This window comes from Streptomyces sp. NPDC057697 (genome assembly GCF_042799335.1).
Lineage (GTDB): Bacteria > Actinomycetota > Actinomycetes > Streptomycetales > Streptomycetaceae > Streptomyces.
This window is the reverse complement of the sequence record NZ_JBHVJA010000003.1, coordinates 148,591-168,522: the sequence shown is the minus strand read 5'-3', so window position 1 is coordinate 168,522 and position 19,932 is coordinate 148,591. Positions and strand designations below refer to the sequence as shown.

Genomic DNA, 19,932 nt, shown 5'->3' with positions numbered 1-19,932 from the left:
TTGGGTATAGTGGTGGTGTGGATGACGGACTCGCAGACTTGTTGCACCGCGTGGTCATGCTGCTGGGCGAGGCGTCCAGACAGCGCACGAACGACGACCCCGACGGGCTCACCTACAGCCAGATACGGCTTCTGGGCACGCTGGAAGACATCGAGCCGACGACGCAGCATCGGCTGGCGCAGGCGCTTTCGGTGTCGGACCCGGCGATCAGCCGGGCGCTGCGGCCGCTGGAAGCGGGTGGTCTGGTGCAGATCACCGTCGACCCCGAACACGCGCGGCGGCGGCTGGTGCGCCTCACCGAGGCGGGCCGGAAGGCCTTCCACGCCGCCGGCAAGCCGCTCTACGACGAGCTGCGCGCCGGGCTCGTCGCGGCCGGTTTTCCCTATGAGCGCTATCTCCAGGACACGCTTCGGCTCGCCGAGTTCCTCGCATCCGACTGAGAGCCTCTCCGCGCCTGCTGTCCCTCCGGGACAACACGCCTAGCCCGTGATGTGGAACGGGGTGTCGGCGCGCTTGTCGCTGTCCAGGCCGCGTACTTCGAACGACTGCGGCTGGTCCGAATTCACGCTGTCACTCGGAACCTTGACCTCCGCGGCGAAGCCGCCGTCCGCTCCGGCCGTGACATCACGGAGGTCGAGGGAGGAGCCGTACGTTCCGTTGAACGTGATGCGCACCTGCTCCCCGGCCGCGAATCCGTGGCCCGTGATCGTGACGGTGGCTCCTACGGCGGCGGAGTCGGGTCCGGCCATGATGCGGGCGGCGGTGGGGGACGGTGCCGGAGGCGGCGGTGCGGAGGGAAGGCTCTGCACGGGGCGCGGGGTGTCCGAGGCGCGCTCGGAGGCGCGCTCCGAGGCCGGGGGCGCCGCGGCCGCGGGTGCCTTCGGGGAGGTGCTGCCCGCGATCGCGGACGCGATCACGGCGGCGAGGACGGTGGCCGCGCCGGTGATGACAGCCGCGACGATCACTGTCCGGTGGCTGCGGTCGGTCGTCCCCGCCGGGTCGCCGGTGGTGCGGGTGTCGCCGGAGTCGGACACGTTGATTCTCCAACCGATCATATCTGGACAGCAGTTGAGAAGGATACTGGGCGCGGCTCTCCGGAGACCTCCGGATTTCCTGTCGCGGCGCGGGGCCGCCGGGCCGTCCGTCGATGTCTTTCGGAGGTTCGTTCATGGAGGTGACCATGGAGTGGCGGTGCACCGGGCTGCGATGGCCCGACGCGCAGGGACCGCCCGTGCTCGGCTGGCGGCGCGGCGGGGCCGTGCGGGCGAGTGCGCAGGTGTACGGGGCGGAGTTCGGGTTCCGGGCCGAGGGGGAGCGGGGCTGCGTCGGGGCGCGCGGAAACGTGTGTCCGGTGGGGGCCGTGGTGTCGGGGCGGAGCACGGGGGCGCGGTGCCCGGAGTGCGCGCGGCTGGACCGGGCGCATTCGGTGGCCGCCGACACGATCGCCGACGACCCGAGGACGTACCGCGTGTATCTGGCCTGGTTCGGGCCGGGGATGGTGAAGGTCGGGATCACCGCGGAGGAGCGGAAGGCGGCACGGCTGCGTGAGCAGGGCGCCGTGGTGTTCAGCTGGCTGGGGCGGGGGCCGTTGATGGCGTGCCGGCGGACCGAGGAGTTGCTGCGGTCGGCGCTCGGGGTGCCGGACCGGATCCCGTACGCCAGGAAGCGGGCCGTGCGCGGGGCGTTGCCGGGGGTCGCGGAGCGGGGGGCCGAGGTGGCGGAGCTCTACGGGCGGGCCGTGGCGCTGGAGGGGACCGGGTGGCCGGATTCGCTGGAGCGGCTGCCGTTCGAGGCGGTCGATCACGCGGGGCTGTTCGGGATCGACGGGGCGGTCGAGGTGGCGTCGGCGGTGACCGAGCTGGTGGCCGGGGGCACGGTCGCGGGGCGGCTGGTGGCGGCGGCCGGGCCCGATCTCCATCTGGCGACGGCGGGCGGGGTCGTGGTGCTGGACACCCGGCTGATGACCGGATGGCAGCTGGTGGCGGCGGACGCGCGGGCCGGGGTGGGGGTGCCGGTGGCCGACCTCGGGGGTGGGGGTGTGCAGCAGGACGGACTGTTCTGAGATCGTCGGGTCGGTCGGTCCGGTTGGTCGACTCCGGCCGGTCGGGTGCGGTTGGTCGACTCCGGTCGGTCGGGTTCGGTCGAAATCCGGTCGGGTCCGTTCGGTCGGCACGGTCCTGTCGGCGTGGTTGGTTCCGTTCGCGGGGTCGGTTCCGGTCGGCTCCGGCGGTTCCGGTCGGTCGGGTGAGAGGTGGAGAGGTGGAGAGGTTGAGAGGGGCGCGGGATGAGTGGTGACGCCGAGGACGTCGTGCGGTTCCGGGAGCGGCTGGGGCTGCCCGGGATCATCGATGTCCATACGCACTTCATGCCGGAGCGGGTGCTCCGCAAGGTCTGGGCCTACTTCGACTCGGCGGGGCCGCTGACCGGGATGGAGTGGCCGATCGCGTACCGCCGCGACGAGGACGAACGGATCGCGCTGCTGCGTTCGTTCGGCGTGCTCCGGTTCACCTCGATGCTCTACCCGCACAAGCCCGGGATGGCCGCCTGGCTCAACGGCTGGGCGGCCGACTTCGCGCGGCGGGTGCCGGACTGCCTGCACACCGCGACCTTCTTCCCGGAGGAGGGCGTGCGGGGGTATGTGCGCGAGGCCGTCGAGGCGGGGGCGCGGGTCTTCAAGTCGCACCTCCAGGTCGGCGCGTACGACCCGAACGACCCGCTGCTCGACCCCGTCTGGGGGCTGCTCTCGGAGGCCGGGATTCCGGTGGTGATGCACTGCGGTTCGGGGCCCGCGCCCGGCAGGCACACCGGCCCCGGGCCGGTCGGGCGGCTGCTCGCCCGGCATCCCCGGCTGCCGTTGATCGTGGCGCACCTGGGGATGCCGGAGTACCCGGAGTTCCTGGCGCTGGCGGAGACGTACCCCCGGGTGCGGCTCGATACGACGATGGCGTTCACGGACTTCACGGAGGACTTCGCCCCCTTCCCGCCGGCCGGGCGCGGGCGGCTCGCGGCGCTCGGAGACCGGATCCTGCTGGGCACGGACTTCCCGAACATCCCGTATCCGTACGCGCACCAACTGCACGCGCTGGAACGGCTGGAGCTGGGCGACGACTGGCTGCGGGCGGTCTGCTACGAGAACGCCGCCGCCCTGTTCGGGGTCGGCCGCCGGTCCGCCGGTCCGCCGCTTTCTCAGGGAATTCACAGAAACGGGTAAGGACCCTTTCAGGGGAGCCTCACAGGGTGGGGGGATGACGACGACGACCTCGCCCCAGGGGCGTACCGAACGGCTGAGGGCGGACCGCACCCCCGTCCGCGTGCTGGTGGTGGACGACGAGGCTCCGCTTGCCGAGCTGCTCTCCATGGCGCTGCGCTACGAGGGCTGGGAGGTGCGCAGCGCCGGGGACGGTGCCGGGGCGGTCCGGATGGCGCGGGACTTCCGGCCCGATGTGGTGATCCTCGATGTGATGCTGCCCGACACGGACGGGTTCGCGGTGCTCGGCCGGCTGCGTCGGGAGCTGTCCGAGGTGCCCGTCCTGTTCCTGACCGCGCGCGACGCGGTGGAGGACCGGATCGCCGGCCTCACGGCGGGCGGCGACGACTACGTGACCAAGCCGTTCAGCCTGGAGGAGGTCGTGGCGCGGCTGCGCGGGCTGATCCGGCGGTCCGGCACGGCGACCGTGCGCAGCGAATCGACGCTCGTCGTCGGTGATCTGGTCCTCGACGAGGACAGCCACGAGGTGAGCCGGGCCGGGGCCTCCATCCACCTCACCGCGACCGAGTTCGAGCTGCTGCGCTTCCTGATGCGCAATCCGCGCCGGGTGCTGAGCAAGGCGCAGATCCTCGACCGGGTGTGGAACTACGACTTCGGCGGCCAGGCCAACGTCGTCGAGCTGTACATCTCGTACCTGCGCAAGAAGATCGACGCCGGGCGGTCACCGATGATCCACACCCGGCGCGGGGCGGGGTATCTCATCAAGCCCGGTGAGTAGCCGCCCGCGCCTGCGCCCGAGTCCCCGCCCCCGCCCCCGTCGGTGGCGGGGGCCGTGGACGCTGCGGACCCGGCTCGTGGTCTCGGCGGTCACGCTGATCGCCGTGGTCGCCGCGGTGATCGGAACGGTCACCACCATCGCCTTCCACAGCTACATGTACGGCAAGCTCGACGACCAGCTGCACGCCGTCGCCGTACGCGCCGCGAAGCCGCCCGGCACCGAGGGGCCGATGCCCGGCAGGCTGCCGCTCGGTTCGGACCCGCTGGCCTTCGTCGACGCGCGCGGGCTGCCCGTCGGCGCCTTCGGGGCCGTGCTGGCGGACGGCGCGGTCACCGCGTCGCGGGTGGTCGTGGAGAGCGCCGCCGCCCCGGGGCCGGGCGCCGAGGACAGCGGGCAGCCGATGACCGGCGCCCAGCGGAGCGCCCTGGAGGCGGCGGACGTCACCGTCGGCGGCGGGGCGAGGAACGTGGACCTGCCGGGGCTCGGGGCCAACCGGGTCGAGGCGGTCACGGACCCGCGCGGCGCGACCGTACTCGTCGGCATCCCCGCCGACGAGGTGGGCTCCGCGCTGACCACCCTGATCGTCGTCGAGGTCTGTGTCACCGCCGCCGGGCTGATCGCGGCCGGGCTCGCGGGCGCCGCCATGGTCGGGGTCGCGCTGCGCCCGCTGCGCCGGATCGCCGCGACCGCGACCCTGGTCTCCGAACTCCCGCTGCACAGCGGCGAGGTGGCCCTCCTGGAGCGGGTGCCGCCGGCCCAGGCCGATCCCCGGACCGAGGTCGGCCAGGTGGGCGCGGCGCTCAACCGGATGCTGGGCCACGTCGGTTCGGCGCTCGCGGCCCGGCAGGAGAGCGAGACGCGGGTGCGCCAGTTCGTCGCCGACGCCAGCCATGAACTGCGCACTCCGCTGGCCTCGATACGCGGCTACGCCGAACTGACCCGGCGCGGCCGGGAGGAGACCGGCCCGGACACCCGGCACGCCCTGGGCCGGATCGAGTCCGAGGCGGAGCGGATGACGGGCATGGTGGAGGATCTGCTGCTGCTCGCCCGGCTGGACGCCGGACGCCCGCTCGGCCTGGAGAGCACCGACCTCTCCCCGCTCGTCGTCGACGCGGTGAGCGACGCCCGCGCCGCCGGGGAGGACGGCCACCACTGGCGCCTCGACCTGCCGGACCAGCCCGCGACCGTGCACGGCGATCCGATGAGGCTCCATCAGGTGCTGGTCAACCTGCTGGCGAACGCCCGTACCCACACGCCACCCGGTACGACCGTCACCGTCCGGGTGAGTCCGGCGGCCGACCGGCCGTGGGTGACGCTGGAGGTCCGGGACGACGGGCCCGGCATCCCGCCCGAGCTGCTGCCGCACGTCTTCGAACGGTTCGCGCGCGGTGACGCCTCGCGTTCCCGCGCCGCGGGCTCCACCGGCCTCGGGCTCGCCATCGTGCAGGCCGTCGTCGCCGCGCACGGCGGCCGGGTCGCGGTGGAATCGGTGCCGGGGAGCACGGTGTTCGCCGTCCGGCTGCCCGAGGTTCACCCGGATGCCCCGGATTCACAGTGGGGGGACAGGCCCAGCACATCGGCGTGACAGCGGGGGTGGCGAGTGTCGGACCATGCGAACCGACACTCCCTGGAGCACCCTGCCGGCCCGGGACCATCTCCTCGCCGGAGCGGTCGACACGGCGGGGGCGCCCGTACTCGACGTGGTGGTACCCGTCTACAACGAGGAGAAGGACCTCGAACCGTGTGTGCTGCGCCTGCACGACCATCTGGAGCGCACCTTCCCGTACGCCTTCCGGATCACCGTCGCGGACAACGCCAGCACCGACGGGACGCCTCAGGTGGCGGCGCGGCTCGCCGCGGCGCTGCCCCGGGTGCGGTCGTACCGGCTGGAGGAGAAGGGCCGGGGGCGGGCGCTGCGCACCGTCTGGTCGGGCTCGGACGCGCCGGTCCTGGCCTATATGGACGTTGACCTGTCCACCGATCTCAACGCGCTGCTTCCGCTGGTCGCCCCGCTGATCTCGGGCCACTCGGACCTGGCCATCGGCTCCCGGCTGGCCCGGAGTTCGCGGGTGGTGCGCGGGTCGAAGCGGGAGTTCATCTCGCGCGCCTACAACCTCATCCTCCGCTCCTCGCTGGCCGCCCGGTTCAGCGACGCGCAGTGCGGGTTCAAGGCCATCCGGCGCGATGTCGCGGAGCGGCTGCTGCCGATGGTGGAGGACTCGGGGTGGTTCTTCGACACCGAGATGCTGGTGCTCGCCGAACGTGCCGGGCTGCGCATCCACGAGGTGCCGGTCGACTGGGTCGACGACCCCGACTCCACCGTCCACATCGTGCGGACGGCGACCGAGGACCTGAAGGGTGTGTGGCGGGTGGGACGGGCGCTGGCGGTCGGCGCGCTGCCGCTGGACCGGCTGGCCCGGCCCTTCGGGGACGATCCGCGCGACCGTGCGCTGAACGGGGTGCCGGGCGGCCTGGCCCGGCAACTCGTCGGGTTCTGCGTCGTCGGCGCCCTGTCCACGCTCTGCTATCTCGCCCTGTACTCGCTCTTCCGGCTGGGCGCGGGCCCGCAGATCGCCAACGGCGGTGCGCTGCTGGTCTCGGCCGTCGCCAATACGGCGGCCAACCGGAGGCTCACCTTCGGGGTACGGGGCCGGGGCGGGGCCGTACGCCACCAGGCACAGGGCCTGGTGGTCTTCGCCATCGGTCTCGCCCTGACCAGCGGATCGCTGGCCGCACTGGGGGCGGCGTCCGGATCGCCGTCGCACGCCACGGAACTCGCCGTACTGATCGCGGCCAACCTCGCGGCGACGGTGCTGCGGTTCCTGCTCTTCCGCGCCTGGGTCTTCCCGGACCGGACGGACCGGACGGACCGGAACCCCGCCTGCTCCGGGGCCGCTCCCGCCGCCCCCTCGGCCGCTCCCGCCGATGACACCCACCACGAAACGGGGAACCTCCGATGACCACGCTCCATCCCGATCACCTCCCGGCCCCGCCGGGCGCACCGGCTCCCCCGCCGTCCGCCGCGGCGGCCCCCGGCAGCCCGGACAGGCCCCTGGCGCACCGCGTGTGGCGGGGCAGGCCCGAGGACCCGCGCTGGGCGCGGCCGGCCTTCCTCGCGCTGCTGCTGGTCATCGGGGCCGCGTACCTGTGGAACCTCAGCGCTTCCGGGTACGCCAACTCCTTCTACTCCGCCGCCGCCCAGGCGGGCAGCCGGAGCTGGAAGGCATTTTTTTTCGGCTCGCTGGACGCGGCCAACGCCATCACCGTCGACAAGCCCCCGGCCGCCCTCTGGCCGATGGCCCTGTCGGTGCGGGTCCTCGGCCTCAACTCATGGGCGATCCTGCTCCCGCAGGTGCTGATGGGGGTGGCCACGGCCGGGGTGCTGTACGCGGGCGTACGCCGCCGGTTCAACGCCATGGCCGGGCTGATCGCGATGGCGGTGTTCGCGCTCACTCCGGTGGCCGCGCTGATGTTCCGCTTCAACAACCCGGACGCGCTGCTGGCGCTGCTGATGACGGTCACCGTCTACTGCGTGCTGCGCGCGATGGAGCACGGCCGCACCAAGTGGCTGGTGTGGGCGGGGGGCGCGGTCGGGTTCGCGTTCCTGGCCAAGACCCTCCAGGCGTTCCTGATCCTGCCGCCGCTGGCCGTGCTGTACGCGGTGTTCGCGCCGGTCCCCGTGCGCAGGCGGCTCGGCCAGCTCGGGCTCTCGGCCCTCGTGACGACCGTCGCGGGCGGCTGGTGGGTCGCGATCGTCGAACTGTGGCCCGCCTCCTCGCGCCCGTACATCGGCGGCTCGCAGAACAACTCCTTCCTTGAGCTGACCTTCGGCTACAACGGGCTCGGCCGGATCAACGGCGAGGAGACCGGCAGCGTCGGCGGCGGGGGCGGGCCGGGCGGCGGGTCCGGCGGTCAGTGGGGCGAGACCGGCATCAGCCGGATGTTCGGCTCCGAGGTCGGCGGCCAGATCGCCTGGCTGCTGCCCGCCGCGCTGATCCTGCTGGTCGCGGGCGTCTGGCTGACCTGGCGGGCGAAGCGGACGGACACCGCCCGCGCGGCCTTCCTCGCCTGGGGCGGCTCGCTGCTGATGACCGTCGCGGTGTTCAGCTTCATGGCCGGAATCTTCCACCAGTACTACACGGTCGCCCTCGCCCCCTACATCGCGGCGCTGATCGGCATGGGCACCACGGTGCTGTGGGAGGAGCGGGCCCGCTGGTGGGCGGGGGCCGCACTCGCCGGGACGGTGGCGGTGACGGCGTACTGGTCGTACGTGCTGCTGGGGCGGACCCCGGACTACCTGCCGTGGCTGCGCACGGCCGTGCTCGTCACCGGGATCGTCGGCGCGCTGGGCCTGCTGCTCGCCTCCCGGCTGGGGCGCCGGCCGGCGCTCGCCGCAGTGGGGCTGGCCTTCGTTGCCTCGCTGGCCGGGCCGGCCGCGTACACCCTGAGCACGCTGAACACCGGGCACCAGGGCTCGATCGTCACGGCCGGTCCGTCGTCCGGCGGTATGGGCGGTCCCGGGGGCATGGGCCGTGGCGGACACGGTGGGGGGCCGGGCGGCGGGATGCGTTTCCCGGGGCAGGGCAATCAGCAGGGGGGCCAGCAGGGCGGAGGTATGGGGCAGCCCCCGACCGGCATCCCGCCCGGCCAGGGGCAGGGGCAGGGGCAGGGGCAGAATCCGGGCCAGAACCAAGGCCGGAACCCGGGCCAGATGCCGAGCCTGCCCGGCGCCTCGCAGAACGGGAAGGGGCCCGGCGCCATGCCCGGCATGGGCGAGGGCTTCGGAGGCGGCGGCATGGGCGGGCTGCTCAACGGCGCGTCCGTCGGCACCGAGGCCAAGGCGCTGCTGGAGAAGAACGCCGGGGACTACACCTGGGCCGCCGCCGCCATCGGCTCCCAGAACGCCGCCAGCTACCAACTGGCCACCGAGGAGCCGGTGATGGCGATCGGCGGCTTCAACGGCAGTGACCCGTCCCCGACGCTCGCCCAGTTCAAGCGCTACGTCGAGGACGGCCGGATCCACTACTTCATCGCGGGCGGCGGCATGGGCGGCGGACGTATGGGCGGCGACAGCGGCACTTCCTCGCAGATCTCCTCGTGGGTGGAGAAGAACTTCAAGAAGGTCACCGCGGGCAGCGCCACCTTCTACGACCTGACGCGGCCCACGAGCGGAGCGTAGGGCTCAGCGCCGCAGCAGCAGATCGGCGACGACCGGGCGGTGGTCCGAGGCGAGGGTCTCGGCCACCGCCGCGTCGCGTACCCGCACGGAGTCCCTCGACACCGCCACGTAGTCGATCCGCTGCACCGGGTCCTGCGCCGGGTACGTCGGCCCGCCGGGCTCCGCGTCCGTCAGCTCCCGCCACAGCGGGGCGAGTTCGGGGGCGGACGGGGCCGCGTTGAAGTCGCCGAGCAGGATCTGTCGGACCCGCTGCCGGCCCGGGGCCCGGTCCTCGGCCATGATCCGGCGGGTGTCGGCGACCTGGGCCGTGCGTACGGAGGGGTCGGCGCGGTAGTCCAGATGCGTCACATAGACGTGCACCGGCAGCCCCCGCACCCGCACGACCACCTCGCCGAAGCCGGGCGCCGGGGCCGGAACGGGGTCCGGGACCTGGGTGGAGAGCCGGGTGATCTCGTGGTTCTCGGCGCTCACGATCCGGTACCTGGAGAGCACCGCGACCCCGAACTCGCGGCGCGGCGCCCCCGGGGTCTCCGGATCGAGGCTGTAGACCGGGGCGAACGACACCCGCATGTCCAGCCGTCGGGCCAGCTCGACCGCCAGATCGCGCCACTCGCTGCGGGCGCCCCAGTGGGCGTCGACCTCCTGGAGCCCGATCACATCGGCGTCCAGCGAGCGGAGCTCGTCCGCCTGCCGGGCGAGATCGAAGACATTGTCCATGCCCGCCCCCGCATGGATGTTGTACGTGGCCACCCGGAGCGGCACCGCCTGCCCCCGGCCCTCCCCTGCGGCCACCGCGGGAGGCGTGCACACCGTGCCCAACAGCCCTGCCGCGACCAGCACTTCCACCGTACGACGACGCAGTGACATATCACTCCAGCCCTTGTCGGATCAGCGGCGAGCACGGTACCGCGCGGAAATGCGTTGTACACCGTACAGGGCTGGCTATACGGTGTACGTCCCCGCAGGGTCGTACACCGTACAAGGGATCAGGAGTCCGCATGACGGCGACCGCCGCCGAGCAGAACAACCTCTCTTCGCCGAGCCATCCGCAACGCTGGCTGATCCTCGGTGTCATCTGCCTCGCCCAGCTCACCGTGTTGCTCGACAACACCGTCCTCAATGTCGCGATCCCCTCCCTCACCCGGGAGTTGGACGCCTCCACCGCCGATGTGCAGTGGATGATCAACGCCTATTCGCTGGTCCAGTCGGGCCTGCTGCTCACCGCGGGCAGCTCCGCCGACCGCTACGGCCGCAAGAAGATGCTGATCACCGGACTCGCCCTGTTCGGCATCGGCTCGCTGGTGGCCGGACTGGCCCAGACCTCCGTACAACTGATCGCCGCCCGCGCGGGCATGGGCATCGGCGGCGCGCTGCTGATGACCACGACGCTCGCCGTCGTCGTGCAGATCTTCGACGACACCGAGCGCGTCAAGGCGATCGGCATCTGGTCGACCGTCAGCTCGCTCGGGTTCGCCGTCGGGCCGCTGATCGGCGGGGTGATGCTCGACCACTTCTGGTGGGGTGCGATCTTCCTGATCAACATCCCGGTCGCGGTCGTCGGACTGGTCGCCGTGGCCCGGCTCGTCCCCGAGTCCAAGAACGCCGGCGGAGACCGCCCCGACCTGTTCGGCGCACTGCTCTCCACCATCGGCATGGCATCCGTCGTGTACGCGATCATCTCCGGCCCCGAGCACGGCTGGGCCTCGGGCCGGGTGCTGCTGACCGCCTTCACCGGGGTCGCCGTCCTCACCGGATTCGTGCTGTGGGAGCTGCACGTCCCGTACCCGATGCTGGACATGCACTTCTTCCGGAACCAGAAGTTCATCGGGGCGGTCGCGGGCGCGATCCTGGTCGCCTTCGGAATGGGCGGCTCGCTCTTCCTGCTCACCCAGCAGCTCCAGTTCGTCCTCGGCTACGGACCGCTGGAGGCCGGGCTGCGCACGGCGCCGCTGGCGCTGAGCGTCGTCGCGCTCAATCTCACCGGGCTGGGCGCCCGGCTGGTGCCCCGGCTGGGCACGCCGGTCACCATCGCGTCCGGGATGGGCCTGCTGGCCGCGGGGCTCGCCGCGATCGCGCTGCTCGGCGGCCACGGCTACGGCGGCATGCTGCTCGGCCTGGTCGTGATGGGGGCGGGCATCGCGCTCGCCATGCCCGCCATGGCCAACGCCATCATGAGCGCCATTCCGCCGGAGAAGGCGGGCGTGGGCGCCGGGGTCAACGGCACGCTCGCCGAATTCGGCAACGGTCTGGGGGTCGCCGTCCTCGGCGCGGTGCTCAACTCGCGGTTCGCCGCGCTGGTGCCGACGGCCGTCGGGGCTGCGTCGCTGCCCGCCGCGCTGGCCTCGGCCACCGACGACGGCGAACGGGCGGGGATCACCGACGCCTTCGCCTCCGGACTGGAGACCAGCCAGCTCTTCGGAGCGGTCGCGGTGCTGGTCGGCGGCCTGCTCGCCGCCGTGCTGCTGCGCCGCGCGGAGCGGATGGAATCCACCCGGGCGGACTCCACCGGCTCCACCGCGGCGGCATAGCATCAGGGAGGGGCGCACCGGACCGTACGGATCCGTTCGTGCGCGATCCACGCGCACGTGGCCGGTCCGCCCCGCCGGCAAGACGAGGAGAGTGCGCCATGGCGTCCGCGGCCGACCGTGCGAAGAGCCCTGTCAGGACCAGCGTGTGGCTGGACCAGCGGACACCGTCGCGCACCCGCAAACCGGACCAGGCGGCGGGCCTGGACCGGGAGCGGATCACGGCGACCTCCGTCCGGCTGCTGGACGCCGAGGGGCTGGCCAAGTTCTCCATGCGCCGGCTCGCCGCCGAGCTCGACGTCACCGCGATGTCCCTGTACTGGTACGTGGACACGAAGGACGACCTGCTGGAGCTGGCCATGGACTCGGTCTACAGCGAGTTCAGGCCCCCGAGCGAGGACGCGCCCTGGCAGCACCGGCTGCGCGGACTGGCCACCGAGTACCGCGAGCTGCTGGTCCGGCACGTCTGGGTGTCGACGCTGGCCGGGCACTTCCTCAACATCGGCCCGCACGCGATGCTGATGTCCTACGCCGTCCAGGACGTCATCCGGGCGACCGGACTGCCGCTGCGCCACCAGACCGGCGCGCTCTCCGCGGTCTTCCAGTTCGTGTACGGATTCGGCACCATCGAGGGCCACTTCGCGCAGCGCAGCGCGGCGGCGGGGATCAGCCAGGAGGAGTACTACCAGCAGGCGATGGGCACGATCCGCGCCCAGCCGCGGCTCCGGCAGATCATGGAGTCCTCGCAGCAGGTGATGGACGCCCGCGGCGGCAACACGGTCGAGGAGATGCGTGACCGGGACTTCACCTTCGCCCTGGAACTGCTGATCGCGGGCATCGAGGCGATGCGGGACCGCTGAGGGGCGGGGGAACGCCGGGATCCGGCCGACGCCGGACCTTCCGCCCGCCCCCTTCTTCCTTCTCTTCCTTCTCTTCCTTCGTTCGCGTTCCGCGTGGTCGGCAGCCCGGCGCCGGACGTCGGCCGGGCTGGGAAGCCGCCGGACTCCCACCGGGCCGGGAAGGCGCCGGGCGCCGTCTTCGTTCGCGTCCGGCGCCCTGTCTTCGTTCGCGTCCCGCGTGCCCTCTTCGCTCGCGTTCCGCGTGGTCGGCCGCCGGGACGCCGCCGGACACCGACCGGGCCGGGAAGCCGCCGGTGGCCACCGGGCTCCGCCGCTCCGGCGCGATCCGGACGATCGGCTTCCCCTGCTCCACCACCGTCCCCCCGGCGCCCGGCGCCCGGCGCCCGGCGCCCACGAGGCCAGGGGCTCGCCCCGCCCCGGTGCCTACGACGGCAGGTGCGCACCCGCCCCGGCGCCTACGACGGCAGCGTCTCGCCCTGTACGGCCTGGACGTCGAGTTCCACCCGGAGCGTCGTACCGATCGCCGAGATGCCCGCCTGCACCACCTGGTTGTAGTTCATGGCGAAGTCCTCGCGGCGCAGCTCCGCCGTCGCGTTGAACGCCGCGCGCACCCCGCCCCACGGGTCCGGGCCCGTCCCGAGGTAGCTCAGGTTCAGGTCGACCGGGCGCACGACGCCGTGCAGCGACAGTTCGCCGTGGACCAGCCAGCGGTCGGGCCCGGCCGGGGTCAGCCCGGTCGAGCGGTACGTGATCTCCGGGAACCGATCCGCGTCCAGGAAGTCGGGCGACCGCAGGTGCTTGTCGCGCATGCTGTTGCCGGTGTCGATGCTCGCCGCGCTGATGACGGCGTCGACCCGGGACCGCTGGACGTCCTCCGCGATCTCGATCCGGCCGCTGAACTCGGTGAACCGGCCGTGCACGCTGGAGATCCCCAGGTGCTGCGCGACCGCGGCCACCGAGGAGTGTGCCGGGTCCAGCGACCAGGCGCCCGGCGGCGGCAGTTCCACCCCGCCCTGGCGGGCCAGCACCACCGTGCCGGCCTCGACCCGCCCGCTCGCCGTGACGAGGGCGGTGGAGGCGGCGGGGGCGTACCCGACCGCCGTGACGATCACGGTGTACGCGCCGGCCTCCAGGGGGTCGCCGGTCCGCACGGCCCCGTCCTCGTCGGCGGTGGCCCGCAGCACCTGCGTGCCGGTCATGTCGGTGACCGTCACGACCGCGTGCTGGACCGCCCAGCCGTCCCGCGTCCGTACCTGTGCGCGAAGTCCCATCCGGTTCTCTCTCCTAGCTCCATGACTCGATGAGTCGGCCCCGGGGCGGGGACGGCAGGCCGTCCCCTGCCTGCCGTCCCCACCACCGGGGCCATTTCCACCTGCCGGTACGGCGTCTCCGCTCGAAGCGCCGACCTGCCGGAGGTCTGTTACTCGCCGGGGTGGGCGAGCTCGATGTCGTGACCGTCGGCCCCGCGGCCGGCGACGGTCAGCGCGCTCGCCACCGGCGGGTAACCGGTCGCGATGACCGAGTACTCGCCCGCGTCCAGGTCGGTGAAGGCGTACGCCCCGTCCTCCCCGGTCGTCGAGGTGGCGACCACATTGCCCGCCGCGTCGACCAGTGTGACCCGCGCGTCCGGCATCGGTCGCCGGGCGGTACCGGCCCGGACCGTGCCCTGGACCAGCGCACCGGCCTGGAGCGCGGCCTCGACCCGGGTGACGCCCTGGCCGCCGATCTCCACCGGCAGCGCCAGCGGACGGAACCCGGCGGCGTTCACCGCGACGGTCACCGAACCGGGCACCAGCTCGCCGAAGGCGAACTCGCCGGTCTCGCCGGACTTGCCGGTGGCCAGCACGTCGCCGCGCACATCGGTCACGATCACCATGGCACCCTCCACCGGAGCGGTGGACTCCGCGGCGCGCACGACGCCGGCCAGTCCGCTCGTACCGGAGAGCAGGATGTCGTACGTCAGCGGCTCGTCACCGACGACCACCGTGGACGCCTGCGGCTGGTAGCCGTCGGCGGAGGCGATCAGGACGTAGGAGCCGGAGCCCGGCGCGTCCAGACCGTAGCCGCCGTCGTCCTGGGCGACGGAGCGCCCCAGCTGCCGGCCGGCCAGCGAGATCAGCGTGACGGCGGCACGGGCGACGGGTGCGCCCTCGGCGCCGCGCACCACACCGTGCACGGCCGTGCCCTGCACGGTGGCGACCGGGGCTTCCAGGGTGTCGACCGCGGTGATCCCGGCCGCCGCCTCGGCGACCGGCTCGGCGGAGGCGGCGGCGGACGTGGTGGCGGTGGCGGTGGCGGGCGCGGCCTCGACCGCGTCGGCGACGGGGGTCTCGGCCGTGGCCGGGGCCTCGCTCGACGCGTTGGTCTTCAGCGCGACCTCCTTGATGAAGATCGTGATCACGAAGGCGACCAGCGCGGCCGGCGCGGCGTACAGGAAGACATCGCCGACACCGTGCCCGTAGGCGCTCTCCACGACCGTGCGGAACGGCGCGGGCAGCTTGTCCAGGTCGGGGATGCCCCCGCCGCCGGTGCCGCCGTGGCCCATGGCCGCGCCCTTGGGGCCGAGCTCCGCGAGACCGTCCTTGACGTAGTGGGTGACGCGGTTCGCCATGACGGCGCCCAGCGCCGAGACGCCGATCGCACCGCCGAGGGAACGGAAGAAGGTGACGACGGAGCTGGCCGAGCCGAGGTCGGACGGCGCGACCTGGTTCTGCGTGGCGAGCACCAGGTTCTGCATCATCATGCCGATGCCGAGACCCATGACGGCCATGAAGACCGCGATGTGCCAGTACTCCGTGTCGTAGCGGATGGTGCCCAGCAGCCCGAGTCCGGCGGTGACCAGGAAGCCACCGCTGACCAGCCAGGCCTTCCAGCGGCCGGTCTTGGTGATGACCTGTCCGGAGACGGTCGAGGAGATGAAGAGGCCCGCGATCATCGGGATCGTCATGACGCCCGACATCGTCGGCGACTTGCCGCGCGCCAGCTGGAAGTACTGGCTGAAGAAGACGGTGCCCGCGAACATCGCGACACCGACGAACAGCGAGGCCAGCGACGCCAGCGTGATGGTGCGGTTGCGGAAGAGGCGCAGCGGGATGATCGGCTCGCTGGCCCGGGACTCGACGACGACGAAGAGCCCGGCGAGCACGGCGGAACCGACGAGCATCGCGGCGGTCTGCCAGGAGAGCCAGTCGTACTTGTCACCGGCGAAGGTCACCCAGAGCAGCAGCAGCGACACGGCGGCGCTGATGAAGAACGCGCCCCACCAGTCGACCTTGACCTGACGCTTCACGACCGGGAGCTTCAGGGTCTTCTGGAGCACGATCAGCGCGATGACGGCGAACGGCACACCGACGTAGAAGCACCAGCGCCAGCCCATCCAGCTGGTGTCGGTGATGACGCCGCCGAGCAGCGGGCCGCCGACGGTGGCGACGGCGAACACCGCGCCGATGTAACCGCTGTAGCGACCGCGCTCACGCGGGGCGATCATCGCCGCCATGACGATCTGCGCGAGGGCGGAGAGGCCGCCGACGCCGATGCCCTGGACGACACGGCAGGCGATCAGCATGCCGCTGCTGGTCGACAGACCGGCGACGACCGAGCCCGCGACGTAGATGACCAGGGCTATCTGGACCAGCAGCTTCTTGCTGAACAGGTCGGAGAGCTTGCCCCAGAGGGGGGTGGTGGCGGTCATCGCCAGCAGCGAGGCCGTGACGACCCAGGTGTAGGCGCTCTGGCCGCCGCCGAGGTCGGAGATGATCTCGGGCAGTGCGTTCGAGACGACCGTCGACGACAGGATCGCGACGAACATGCCGAGCATCAGCCCGGCCAGTGCCTCCATGATCTGCCGGTGTGTCATCGGCGCGCCGGACGAGGGATCGGGCGATCCCCCGTGCTTGGCGTGGCCGCCCCGCACACCGGTCGGTGTGGTCGTAGCCATTTAAGTCCTTGTCTTTGCTTCTGTTACACGGGTGTACGGGTGTGCACGTCGTTGTCGCTGTCGGCAGGCCGGGAACGGCAGTCGCCGTTGTGCTTTCCGGGGCCGCACCCGCTGGGCCCGCGACAGGCGAAACTGTCGCGCAGCCGGGCCAGCAGCGTGTTGAGCTGCCCGACCTCGTCGTCCGACCAGTCGGAGAGGTTGTGGGCGAACATCTCGGTGGTACGCCGGTTCAGCTCGCCGAGCACATCCCGTCCGTCGGGGGTCAGCCGCAGGATGCGGGACCGCTTGTCCGCCGGATCGGGAGACCGTTCGATCCAGCCGCGCTCCGCCACATGGGCGACATGGCGGCTGGTGACCGACATGTCGACGTCCAGCAGCTCGGCCAGCCGGCTGATCCGCATCTCGCCGTGCTGTCTCAGAAGAGCCAGTACGGCGGCGGACCCGGCCGGACACTCGGCGGGCAGGATCCGGGCGAGACCCCGCTTGACGGCCCCTACGGCGCTGAGTTGCCGGGCCAGCTCTTCGTACTGACTCCGTGCCGCCACGGGACCCCCAGACATCTCACCGGTTCATCTTGTTGCTTAGGGCAACCATAGAAGCCGTTGGTTGCTGCAGGCAAACGAAAAGAGGCTTGCAGAAGTAAAGGAACGCAAAAGGCTGCGTACGGCTCGGGTCAAAGCCCCAGCGTGTGGGGGGCGGGGAAGAGGGAGTGTGTGTCATGCCACAGCTGGGACGGACGGGCCGGGCCGCGGAGCGGGCGCGGAAGGGTCGGGCCGGGCCGCGGAGCGGGTGCGGGAGGGTGGAGGAACCGGGCGCGCACCGCGCACGCACGGGCGCGCGCCACGGGCGCGACCGCGCGAAGGCCGCGGACGCGCCCTGTGCGAACCCGCCCCCGGGGTCGGCCAACTCCCCGCAATAGGCTCATAGTTGCCGTACGGGAGCCGCGCCGCCTCCCCCAAGTGACCTGCACGCGTACGGAATGGGCGACCCCGCACCCCGCCGACTCCGCCCCCGCGCCTTCCGCCCCGCCGTCCCGCGCCTCCCCGTCCACCGCCGGACGGCGGCCGCTTCCGCACCGGCCTCGGGCCCGGAGCCTTCGCCGACCCGGGGGTTGGGCAGGAACGTTGAGTTCGCTAGTGTCCTGGCCCATGGCACACAACCCCCACGCCCCGCAGGGCCCCGAGGGCAACCACGACCCGGCCGGCAGCACCCAGATGTTCCGCGCCTTCGTCGACGAGGGCGAGCCGCAGCGCCGGCAGCAGCCGGCCGCGTCGTCCGGACCGAAGGTCGGAGTGATCGCCGCCGTCGTCGCGGTGGTCGTCGTCCTCGGCGCGGTCGCCTGGCTCGCGCTCGGCTGACCGGCTCCCGGCCACCACGCACCGCATCCGTCCACCCGTCACTTCAATACGGCGGTGACGTCCCGGGTCTCGACATGCATGCCCAGGGGCACCCGCCAGGCGTCCACACAGACGGTGTACGTCTTCGTCCGCGCTGCTCCCGCGTCGATCGGCGCGGGCAGCGGCCCGGTCGACTCGATGGTCGCCCAGTCGACCCCCAGCGCGCCGATCACATGCGTGGCGAAGGTGACGGTCCCCGAGCGCGCCGCCGATCCTCCGGTGTTCCGGAACTCCACGGTCACCTTCTCGCACCAGCGCTTGTCCGCCGCCGCCCGCACGGGGGCGCCCACGGCCAGCTCGGCGGGCCCGCCGGGAGCGGGGGAGCCGGGCGTCGAGGGCCCCGTGGAGCCTCCTCCGGCGCCGCCCGAACCACCGCTGCCGCTTCCGTTCCCGTTCCCGCTTCCGCCGCCGCTTCCGTTCCCGCCGCCGTGACCGCTCCCCGAGTCCGGTGTACCGGACGTACCGGAAGCACCGGGAGTGCCGGAAGCACCGGACGTACCGGGAGTGCCGGGTGTGCCGGGCGTCCGGGAGGTCCCACCGCTCGCGGACCCCGAGGCCCCGGAGCCGCGGGCGTGTCCCGAGGTGCCGGGCGCGGGCTCACGGCCGCCGGAACCGGAACCGTCCCCGGCCCCCGCGCCGCCACTCCCGCCGGGCTCCCGTTCCCTGCCGTCCCGGTCGAGCGGGACCAGCGTCACCTTCCCCGGCGGTGCCTCCGTCCCCCTCGGGGCGCTCCCGGGATCCGTTCCCGCCGCGCCGAGCGCCACATAGCCGCCGTTCGCCGTACCGCCGCCGCAGGCGGCCAGCGCGCCGCCCAGACACAGCACGGCCGCCGAGGCGGCGATCACGGTGCCCCGGCGGCCGTTCGGGCCGAGCATCTGACGTCGCATCGCGCCAGTGTGGCTGACGGTCCGTCAAATCGGAACCCTTGTGCTCCGGTACGGGAGTCCACGGCGTCAGTCGGCGATGAGTCCTTCCCGGAGCTGGGCGAGCGTACGGGTCAGCAGGCGCGAGACGTGCATCTGCGAGATGCCGACCTCCTCGCCGATCTGCGACTGGGTCATGTTGGCGAAGAACCGCAGCATGATGATCTGGCGCTCGCGCGGCGGGAGCTTGGCCAGCAGCGGCTTGAGCGACTCGCGGTACTCGACGCCTTCCAGTGCCGAGTCCTCGTAGCCGAGCCGGTCCGCGAGGGAGCCCTCGCCGCCGTCGTCCTCGGGCGAGGGCGAGTCCAGCGAGGAGGCGGTGTACGCGTTGCCGACGGCGAGGCCGTCGACCACGTCCTCCTCGGAGACCCCGAGCGCCTTGGCCAGCTCCGGCACGGTCGGCGAGCGGTCGAGCTTCTGCGCGAGCTCGTCGCTGGTCTTGGTCAGCGCGAGGCGCAGCTCCTGGAGCCGGCGCGGCACCCGCACCGACCAGGAGGTGTCGCGGAAGAAGCGCTTGATCTCCCCGACGACGGTCGGCATCGCGAAGGTCGGGAACTCCACCCCCCGTTCGCAGTCGAACCGGTCGATCGCCTTGATCAGGCCGATCGTGCCGACCTGGACGATGTCCTCCATCGGTTCGTTGCGGCTGCGGAACCGCGCCGCGGCGTACCGGACCAGCGGGAGGTTCAGCTCGATGAGTGTGTCCCGTACATAGGCACGCTCCGGGCTGTCCGTTCCGTCGGGGCCCGGTGCGGGCCCCAGCGCGGCGAGCCGCAGGAACAGGGAGCGGGACAGCGTGCGGGTGTCGATGGCTTCCGGCGAGCTGGTGAGCACAGCGGGTGCGGGTTCGCTCTTCGTGAGCGTGAGCACCTTCGAGCTGCCCTGTTCTGCGGACATGCCACCCCCTTGAGGTCGCGGACGGTCGCGTGGAGCCGCGACCATCGGAGGAACGCAGCCTCCACCTGAATACCGGAGGCGAGGCCACGGCAAACGCGGTTCCCGCAGAATGTCACATGTCGGCAACACGCTGTAGTGACATGTCGACAAGTCTTTGTGGAGTCTGCGCAGTTAACAGGGGGTGCGAGGCATTTGGGCCGCGCGAAACGGACTTCGAGCGCTCTACCT

At 72.5% G+C, this 19,932-nt stretch carries 17 protein-coding genes; 10 read left to right on the top strand and 7 right to left on the bottom strand.

Annotation, left to right across the window (positions count from 1 at the left end):
• Nucleotides 1–17 precede the first annotated feature (17 nt).
• Entirely contained in the window at nucleotides 18–440 is a 423-nt protein-coding gene (locus ACFVFH_RS10550; protein ID WP_383765810.1) for a MarR family winged helix-turn-helix transcriptional regulator, read from the top strand.
• 39 nt (nucleotides 441–479) lie between these two features.
• Here the strand turns inward: ACFVFH_RS10550 and ACFVFH_RS10545 are convergent, their stop codons facing one another.
• Nucleotides 480–1,055: a hypothetical protein gene (locus tag ACFVFH_RS10545; RefSeq protein WP_383765809.1), complete on the bottom strand. Its 576-nt coding sequence runs from the start codon at nucleotides 1,053–1,055 to the stop codon at nucleotides 480–482.
• A 125-nt stretch (nucleotides 1,056–1,180) separates the two neighbouring features.
• Between ACFVFH_RS10545 and ACFVFH_RS10540 the strand changes: the two genes are divergently transcribed.
• The 6 genes from ACFVFH_RS10540 (at nucleotide 1,181) to ACFVFH_RS10515 (ending at nucleotide 9,165) form a co-directional block, all read left to right on the top strand.
• Nucleotides 1,181–2,062 carry a DUF2797 domain-containing protein gene (locus tag ACFVFH_RS10540; RefSeq protein WP_383766756.1) on the top strand — a complete coding sequence of 294 codons (882 nt, stop codon included), beginning with the start codon at nucleotides 1,181–1,183 and terminating at the stop codon, nucleotides 2,060–2,062.
• 222 nt (nucleotides 2,063–2,284) lie between these two features.
• Complete coding sequence (locus tag ACFVFH_RS10535) at nucleotides 2,285–3,211, top strand: amidohydrolase family protein (protein WP_383765807.1); 927 nt, start codon at nucleotides 2,285–2,287, stop codon at nucleotides 3,209–3,211.
• A 34-nt stretch (nucleotides 3,212–3,245) separates the two neighbouring features.
• Nucleotides 3,246–3,986: a response regulator transcription factor gene (locus ACFVFH_RS10530; RefSeq protein WP_383765805.1), complete on the top strand. Its 741-nt coding sequence runs from the start codon at nucleotides 3,246–3,248 to the stop codon at nucleotides 3,984–3,986.
• Between the two features lie 76 nt (nucleotides 3,987–4,062).
• Nucleotides 4,063–5,571, top strand: coding sequence for a sensor histidine kinase (locus tag ACFVFH_RS10525; protein ID WP_383765804.1), 1,509 nt, complete (start codon nucleotides 4,063–4,065; stop codon nucleotides 5,569–5,571).
• Between the two features lie 25 nt (nucleotides 5,572–5,596).
• Nucleotides 5,597–6,946: a glycosyltransferase gene (locus ACFVFH_RS10520; protein ID WP_383765802.1), complete on the top strand. Its 1,350-nt coding sequence runs from the start codon at nucleotides 5,597–5,599 to the stop codon at nucleotides 6,944–6,946.
• The gene (locus tag ACFVFH_RS10515; protein ID WP_383765801.1) at nucleotides 6,943–9,165 is read left to right on the top strand and encodes an ArnT family glycosyltransferase; all 2,223 of its coding nucleotides are present in this window, start codon (nucleotides 6,943–6,945) and stop codon (nucleotides 9,163–9,165) included. The genes ACFVFH_RS10520 and ACFVFH_RS10515 overlap by 4 nt, the downstream gene beginning before the upstream one ends.
• Before the next feature lie 3 nt (nucleotides 9,166–9,168).
• Here ACFVFH_RS10515 and ACFVFH_RS10510 read toward each other — a convergent pair whose 3' ends face one another.
• Nucleotides 9,169–10,032 carry an endonuclease/exonuclease/phosphatase family protein gene (locus ACFVFH_RS10510; protein ID WP_383765799.1) on the bottom strand — a complete coding sequence of 288 codons (864 nt, stop codon included), beginning with the start codon at nucleotides 10,030–10,032 and terminating at the stop codon, nucleotides 9,169–9,171.
• Between the two features lie 131 nt (nucleotides 10,033–10,163).
• Between ACFVFH_RS10510 and ACFVFH_RS10505 the strand changes: the two genes are divergently transcribed.
• Nucleotides 10,164–11,693, top strand: coding sequence for an MFS transporter (locus tag ACFVFH_RS10505; protein WP_383765797.1), 1,530 nt, complete (start codon nucleotides 10,164–10,166; stop codon nucleotides 11,691–11,693).
• A 98-nt stretch (nucleotides 11,694–11,791) separates the two neighbouring features.
• Nucleotides 11,792–12,550, top strand: coding sequence for a TetR/AcrR family transcriptional regulator (locus tag ACFVFH_RS10500; protein ID WP_383765795.1), 759 nt, complete (start codon nucleotides 11,792–11,794; stop codon nucleotides 12,548–12,550).
• 455 nt (nucleotides 12,551–13,005) lie between these two features.
• Here the strand turns inward: ACFVFH_RS10500 and ACFVFH_RS10495 are convergent, their stop codons facing one another.
• The 3 genes from ACFVFH_RS10495 to ACFVFH_RS10485 all read right to left on the bottom strand — a co-directional run bounded on the left by ACFVFH_RS10495 (nucleotide 13,006) and on the right by ACFVFH_RS10485 (nucleotide 17,032).
• Complete coding sequence (locus tag ACFVFH_RS10495) at nucleotides 13,006–13,821, bottom strand: YceI family protein (protein ID WP_383765793.1); 816 nt, start codon at nucleotides 13,819–13,821, stop codon at nucleotides 13,006–13,008.
• 149 nt (nucleotides 13,822–13,970) lie between these two features.
• Nucleotides 13,971–16,487 carry a DHA2 family efflux MFS transporter permease subunit gene (locus tag ACFVFH_RS10490; RefSeq protein WP_383765791.1) on the bottom strand — a complete coding sequence of 839 codons (2,517 nt, stop codon included), beginning with the start codon at nucleotides 16,485–16,487 and terminating at the stop codon, nucleotides 13,971–13,973.
• 23 nt (nucleotides 16,488–16,510) lie between these two features.
• Nucleotides 16,511–17,032: a MarR family winged helix-turn-helix transcriptional regulator gene (locus ACFVFH_RS10485; RefSeq protein WP_383765789.1), complete on the bottom strand. Its 522-nt coding sequence runs from the start codon at nucleotides 17,030–17,032 to the stop codon at nucleotides 16,511–16,513.
• Between the two features lie 603 nt (nucleotides 17,033–17,635).
• Between ACFVFH_RS10485 and ACFVFH_RS10480 the strand changes: the two genes are divergently transcribed.
• A complete protein-coding gene (locus ACFVFH_RS10480) occupies nucleotides 17,636–17,845 on the top strand; it encodes a hypothetical protein (protein ID WP_148837043.1) in 210 nt (69 codons plus the stop codon).
• 38 nt (nucleotides 17,846–17,883) lie between these two features.
• Here ACFVFH_RS10480 and ACFVFH_RS10475 read toward each other — a convergent pair whose 3' ends face one another.
• Together ACFVFH_RS10475 and ACFVFH_RS10470 are read right to left on the bottom strand one after the other, a co-directional pair.
• Nucleotides 17,884–18,771: a hypothetical protein gene (locus ACFVFH_RS10475; protein WP_383765787.1), complete on the bottom strand. Its 888-nt coding sequence runs from the start codon at nucleotides 18,769–18,771 to the stop codon at nucleotides 17,884–17,886.
• 66 nt (nucleotides 18,772–18,837) lie between these two features.
• Nucleotides 18,838–19,704, bottom strand: coding sequence for an RNA polymerase sigma factor SigF (locus ACFVFH_RS10470; RefSeq protein WP_383765785.1), 867 nt, complete (start codon nucleotides 19,702–19,704; stop codon nucleotides 18,838–18,840).
• Between the last annotated feature and the right edge of the window lie 228 nt (nucleotides 19,705–19,932).

Coding starts and splice junctions, on each gene's coding strand:
- ACFVFH_RS10545 (WP_383765809.1), bottom strand. CDS start 1,055: ATGATCGGTTGGAGAATCAACGTGTCCGACTCCGGCGACACCCGCACC.
- ACFVFH_RS10540 (WP_383766756.1), top strand. CDS start 1,181: ATGGAGTGGCGGTGCACCGGGCTGCGATGGCCCGACGCGCAGGGACCG.
- ACFVFH_RS10535 (WP_383765807.1), top strand. CDS start 2,285: ATGAGTGGTGACGCCGAGGACGTCGTGCGGTTCCGGGAGCGGCTGGGG.
- ACFVFH_RS10530 (WP_383765805.1), top strand. CDS start 3,246: ATGACGACGACGACCTCGCCCCAGGGGCGTACCGAACGGCTGAGGGCG.
- ACFVFH_RS10520 (WP_383765802.1), top strand. CDS start 5,597: ATGCGAACCGACACTCCCTGGAGCACCCTGCCGGCCCGGGACCATCTC.
- ACFVFH_RS10515 (WP_383765801.1), top strand. CDS start 6,943: ATGACCACGCTCCATCCCGATCACCTCCCGGCCCCGCCGGGCGCACCG.
- ACFVFH_RS10510 (WP_383765799.1), bottom strand. CDS start 10,032: ATGTCACTGCGTCGTCGTACGGTGGAAGTGCTGGTCGCGGCAGGGCTG.
- ACFVFH_RS10505 (WP_383765797.1), top strand. CDS start 10,164: ATGACGGCGACCGCCGCCGAGCAGAACAACCTCTCTTCGCCGAGCCAT.
- ACFVFH_RS10500 (WP_383765795.1), top strand. CDS start 11,792: ATGGCGTCCGCGGCCGACCGTGCGAAGAGCCCTGTCAGGACCAGCGTG.
- ACFVFH_RS10495 (WP_383765793.1), bottom strand. CDS start 13,821: ATGGGACTTCGCGCACAGGTACGGACGCGGGACGGCTGGGCGGTCCAG.
- ACFVFH_RS10490 (WP_383765791.1), bottom strand. CDS start 16,487: ATGGCTACGACCACACCGACCGGTGTGCGGGGCGGCCACGCCAAGCAC.
- ACFVFH_RS10480 (WP_148837043.1), top strand. CDS start 17,636: ATGGCACACAACCCCCACGCCCCGCAGGGCCCCGAGGGCAACCACGAC.
- ACFVFH_RS10475 (WP_383765787.1), bottom strand. CDS start 18,771: ATGCGACGTCAGATGCTCGGCCCGAACGGCCGCCGGGGCACCGTGATC.
- ACFVFH_RS10470 (WP_383765785.1), bottom strand. CDS start 19,704: ATGTCCGCAGAACAGGGCAGCTCGAAGGTGCTCACGCTCACGAAGAGC.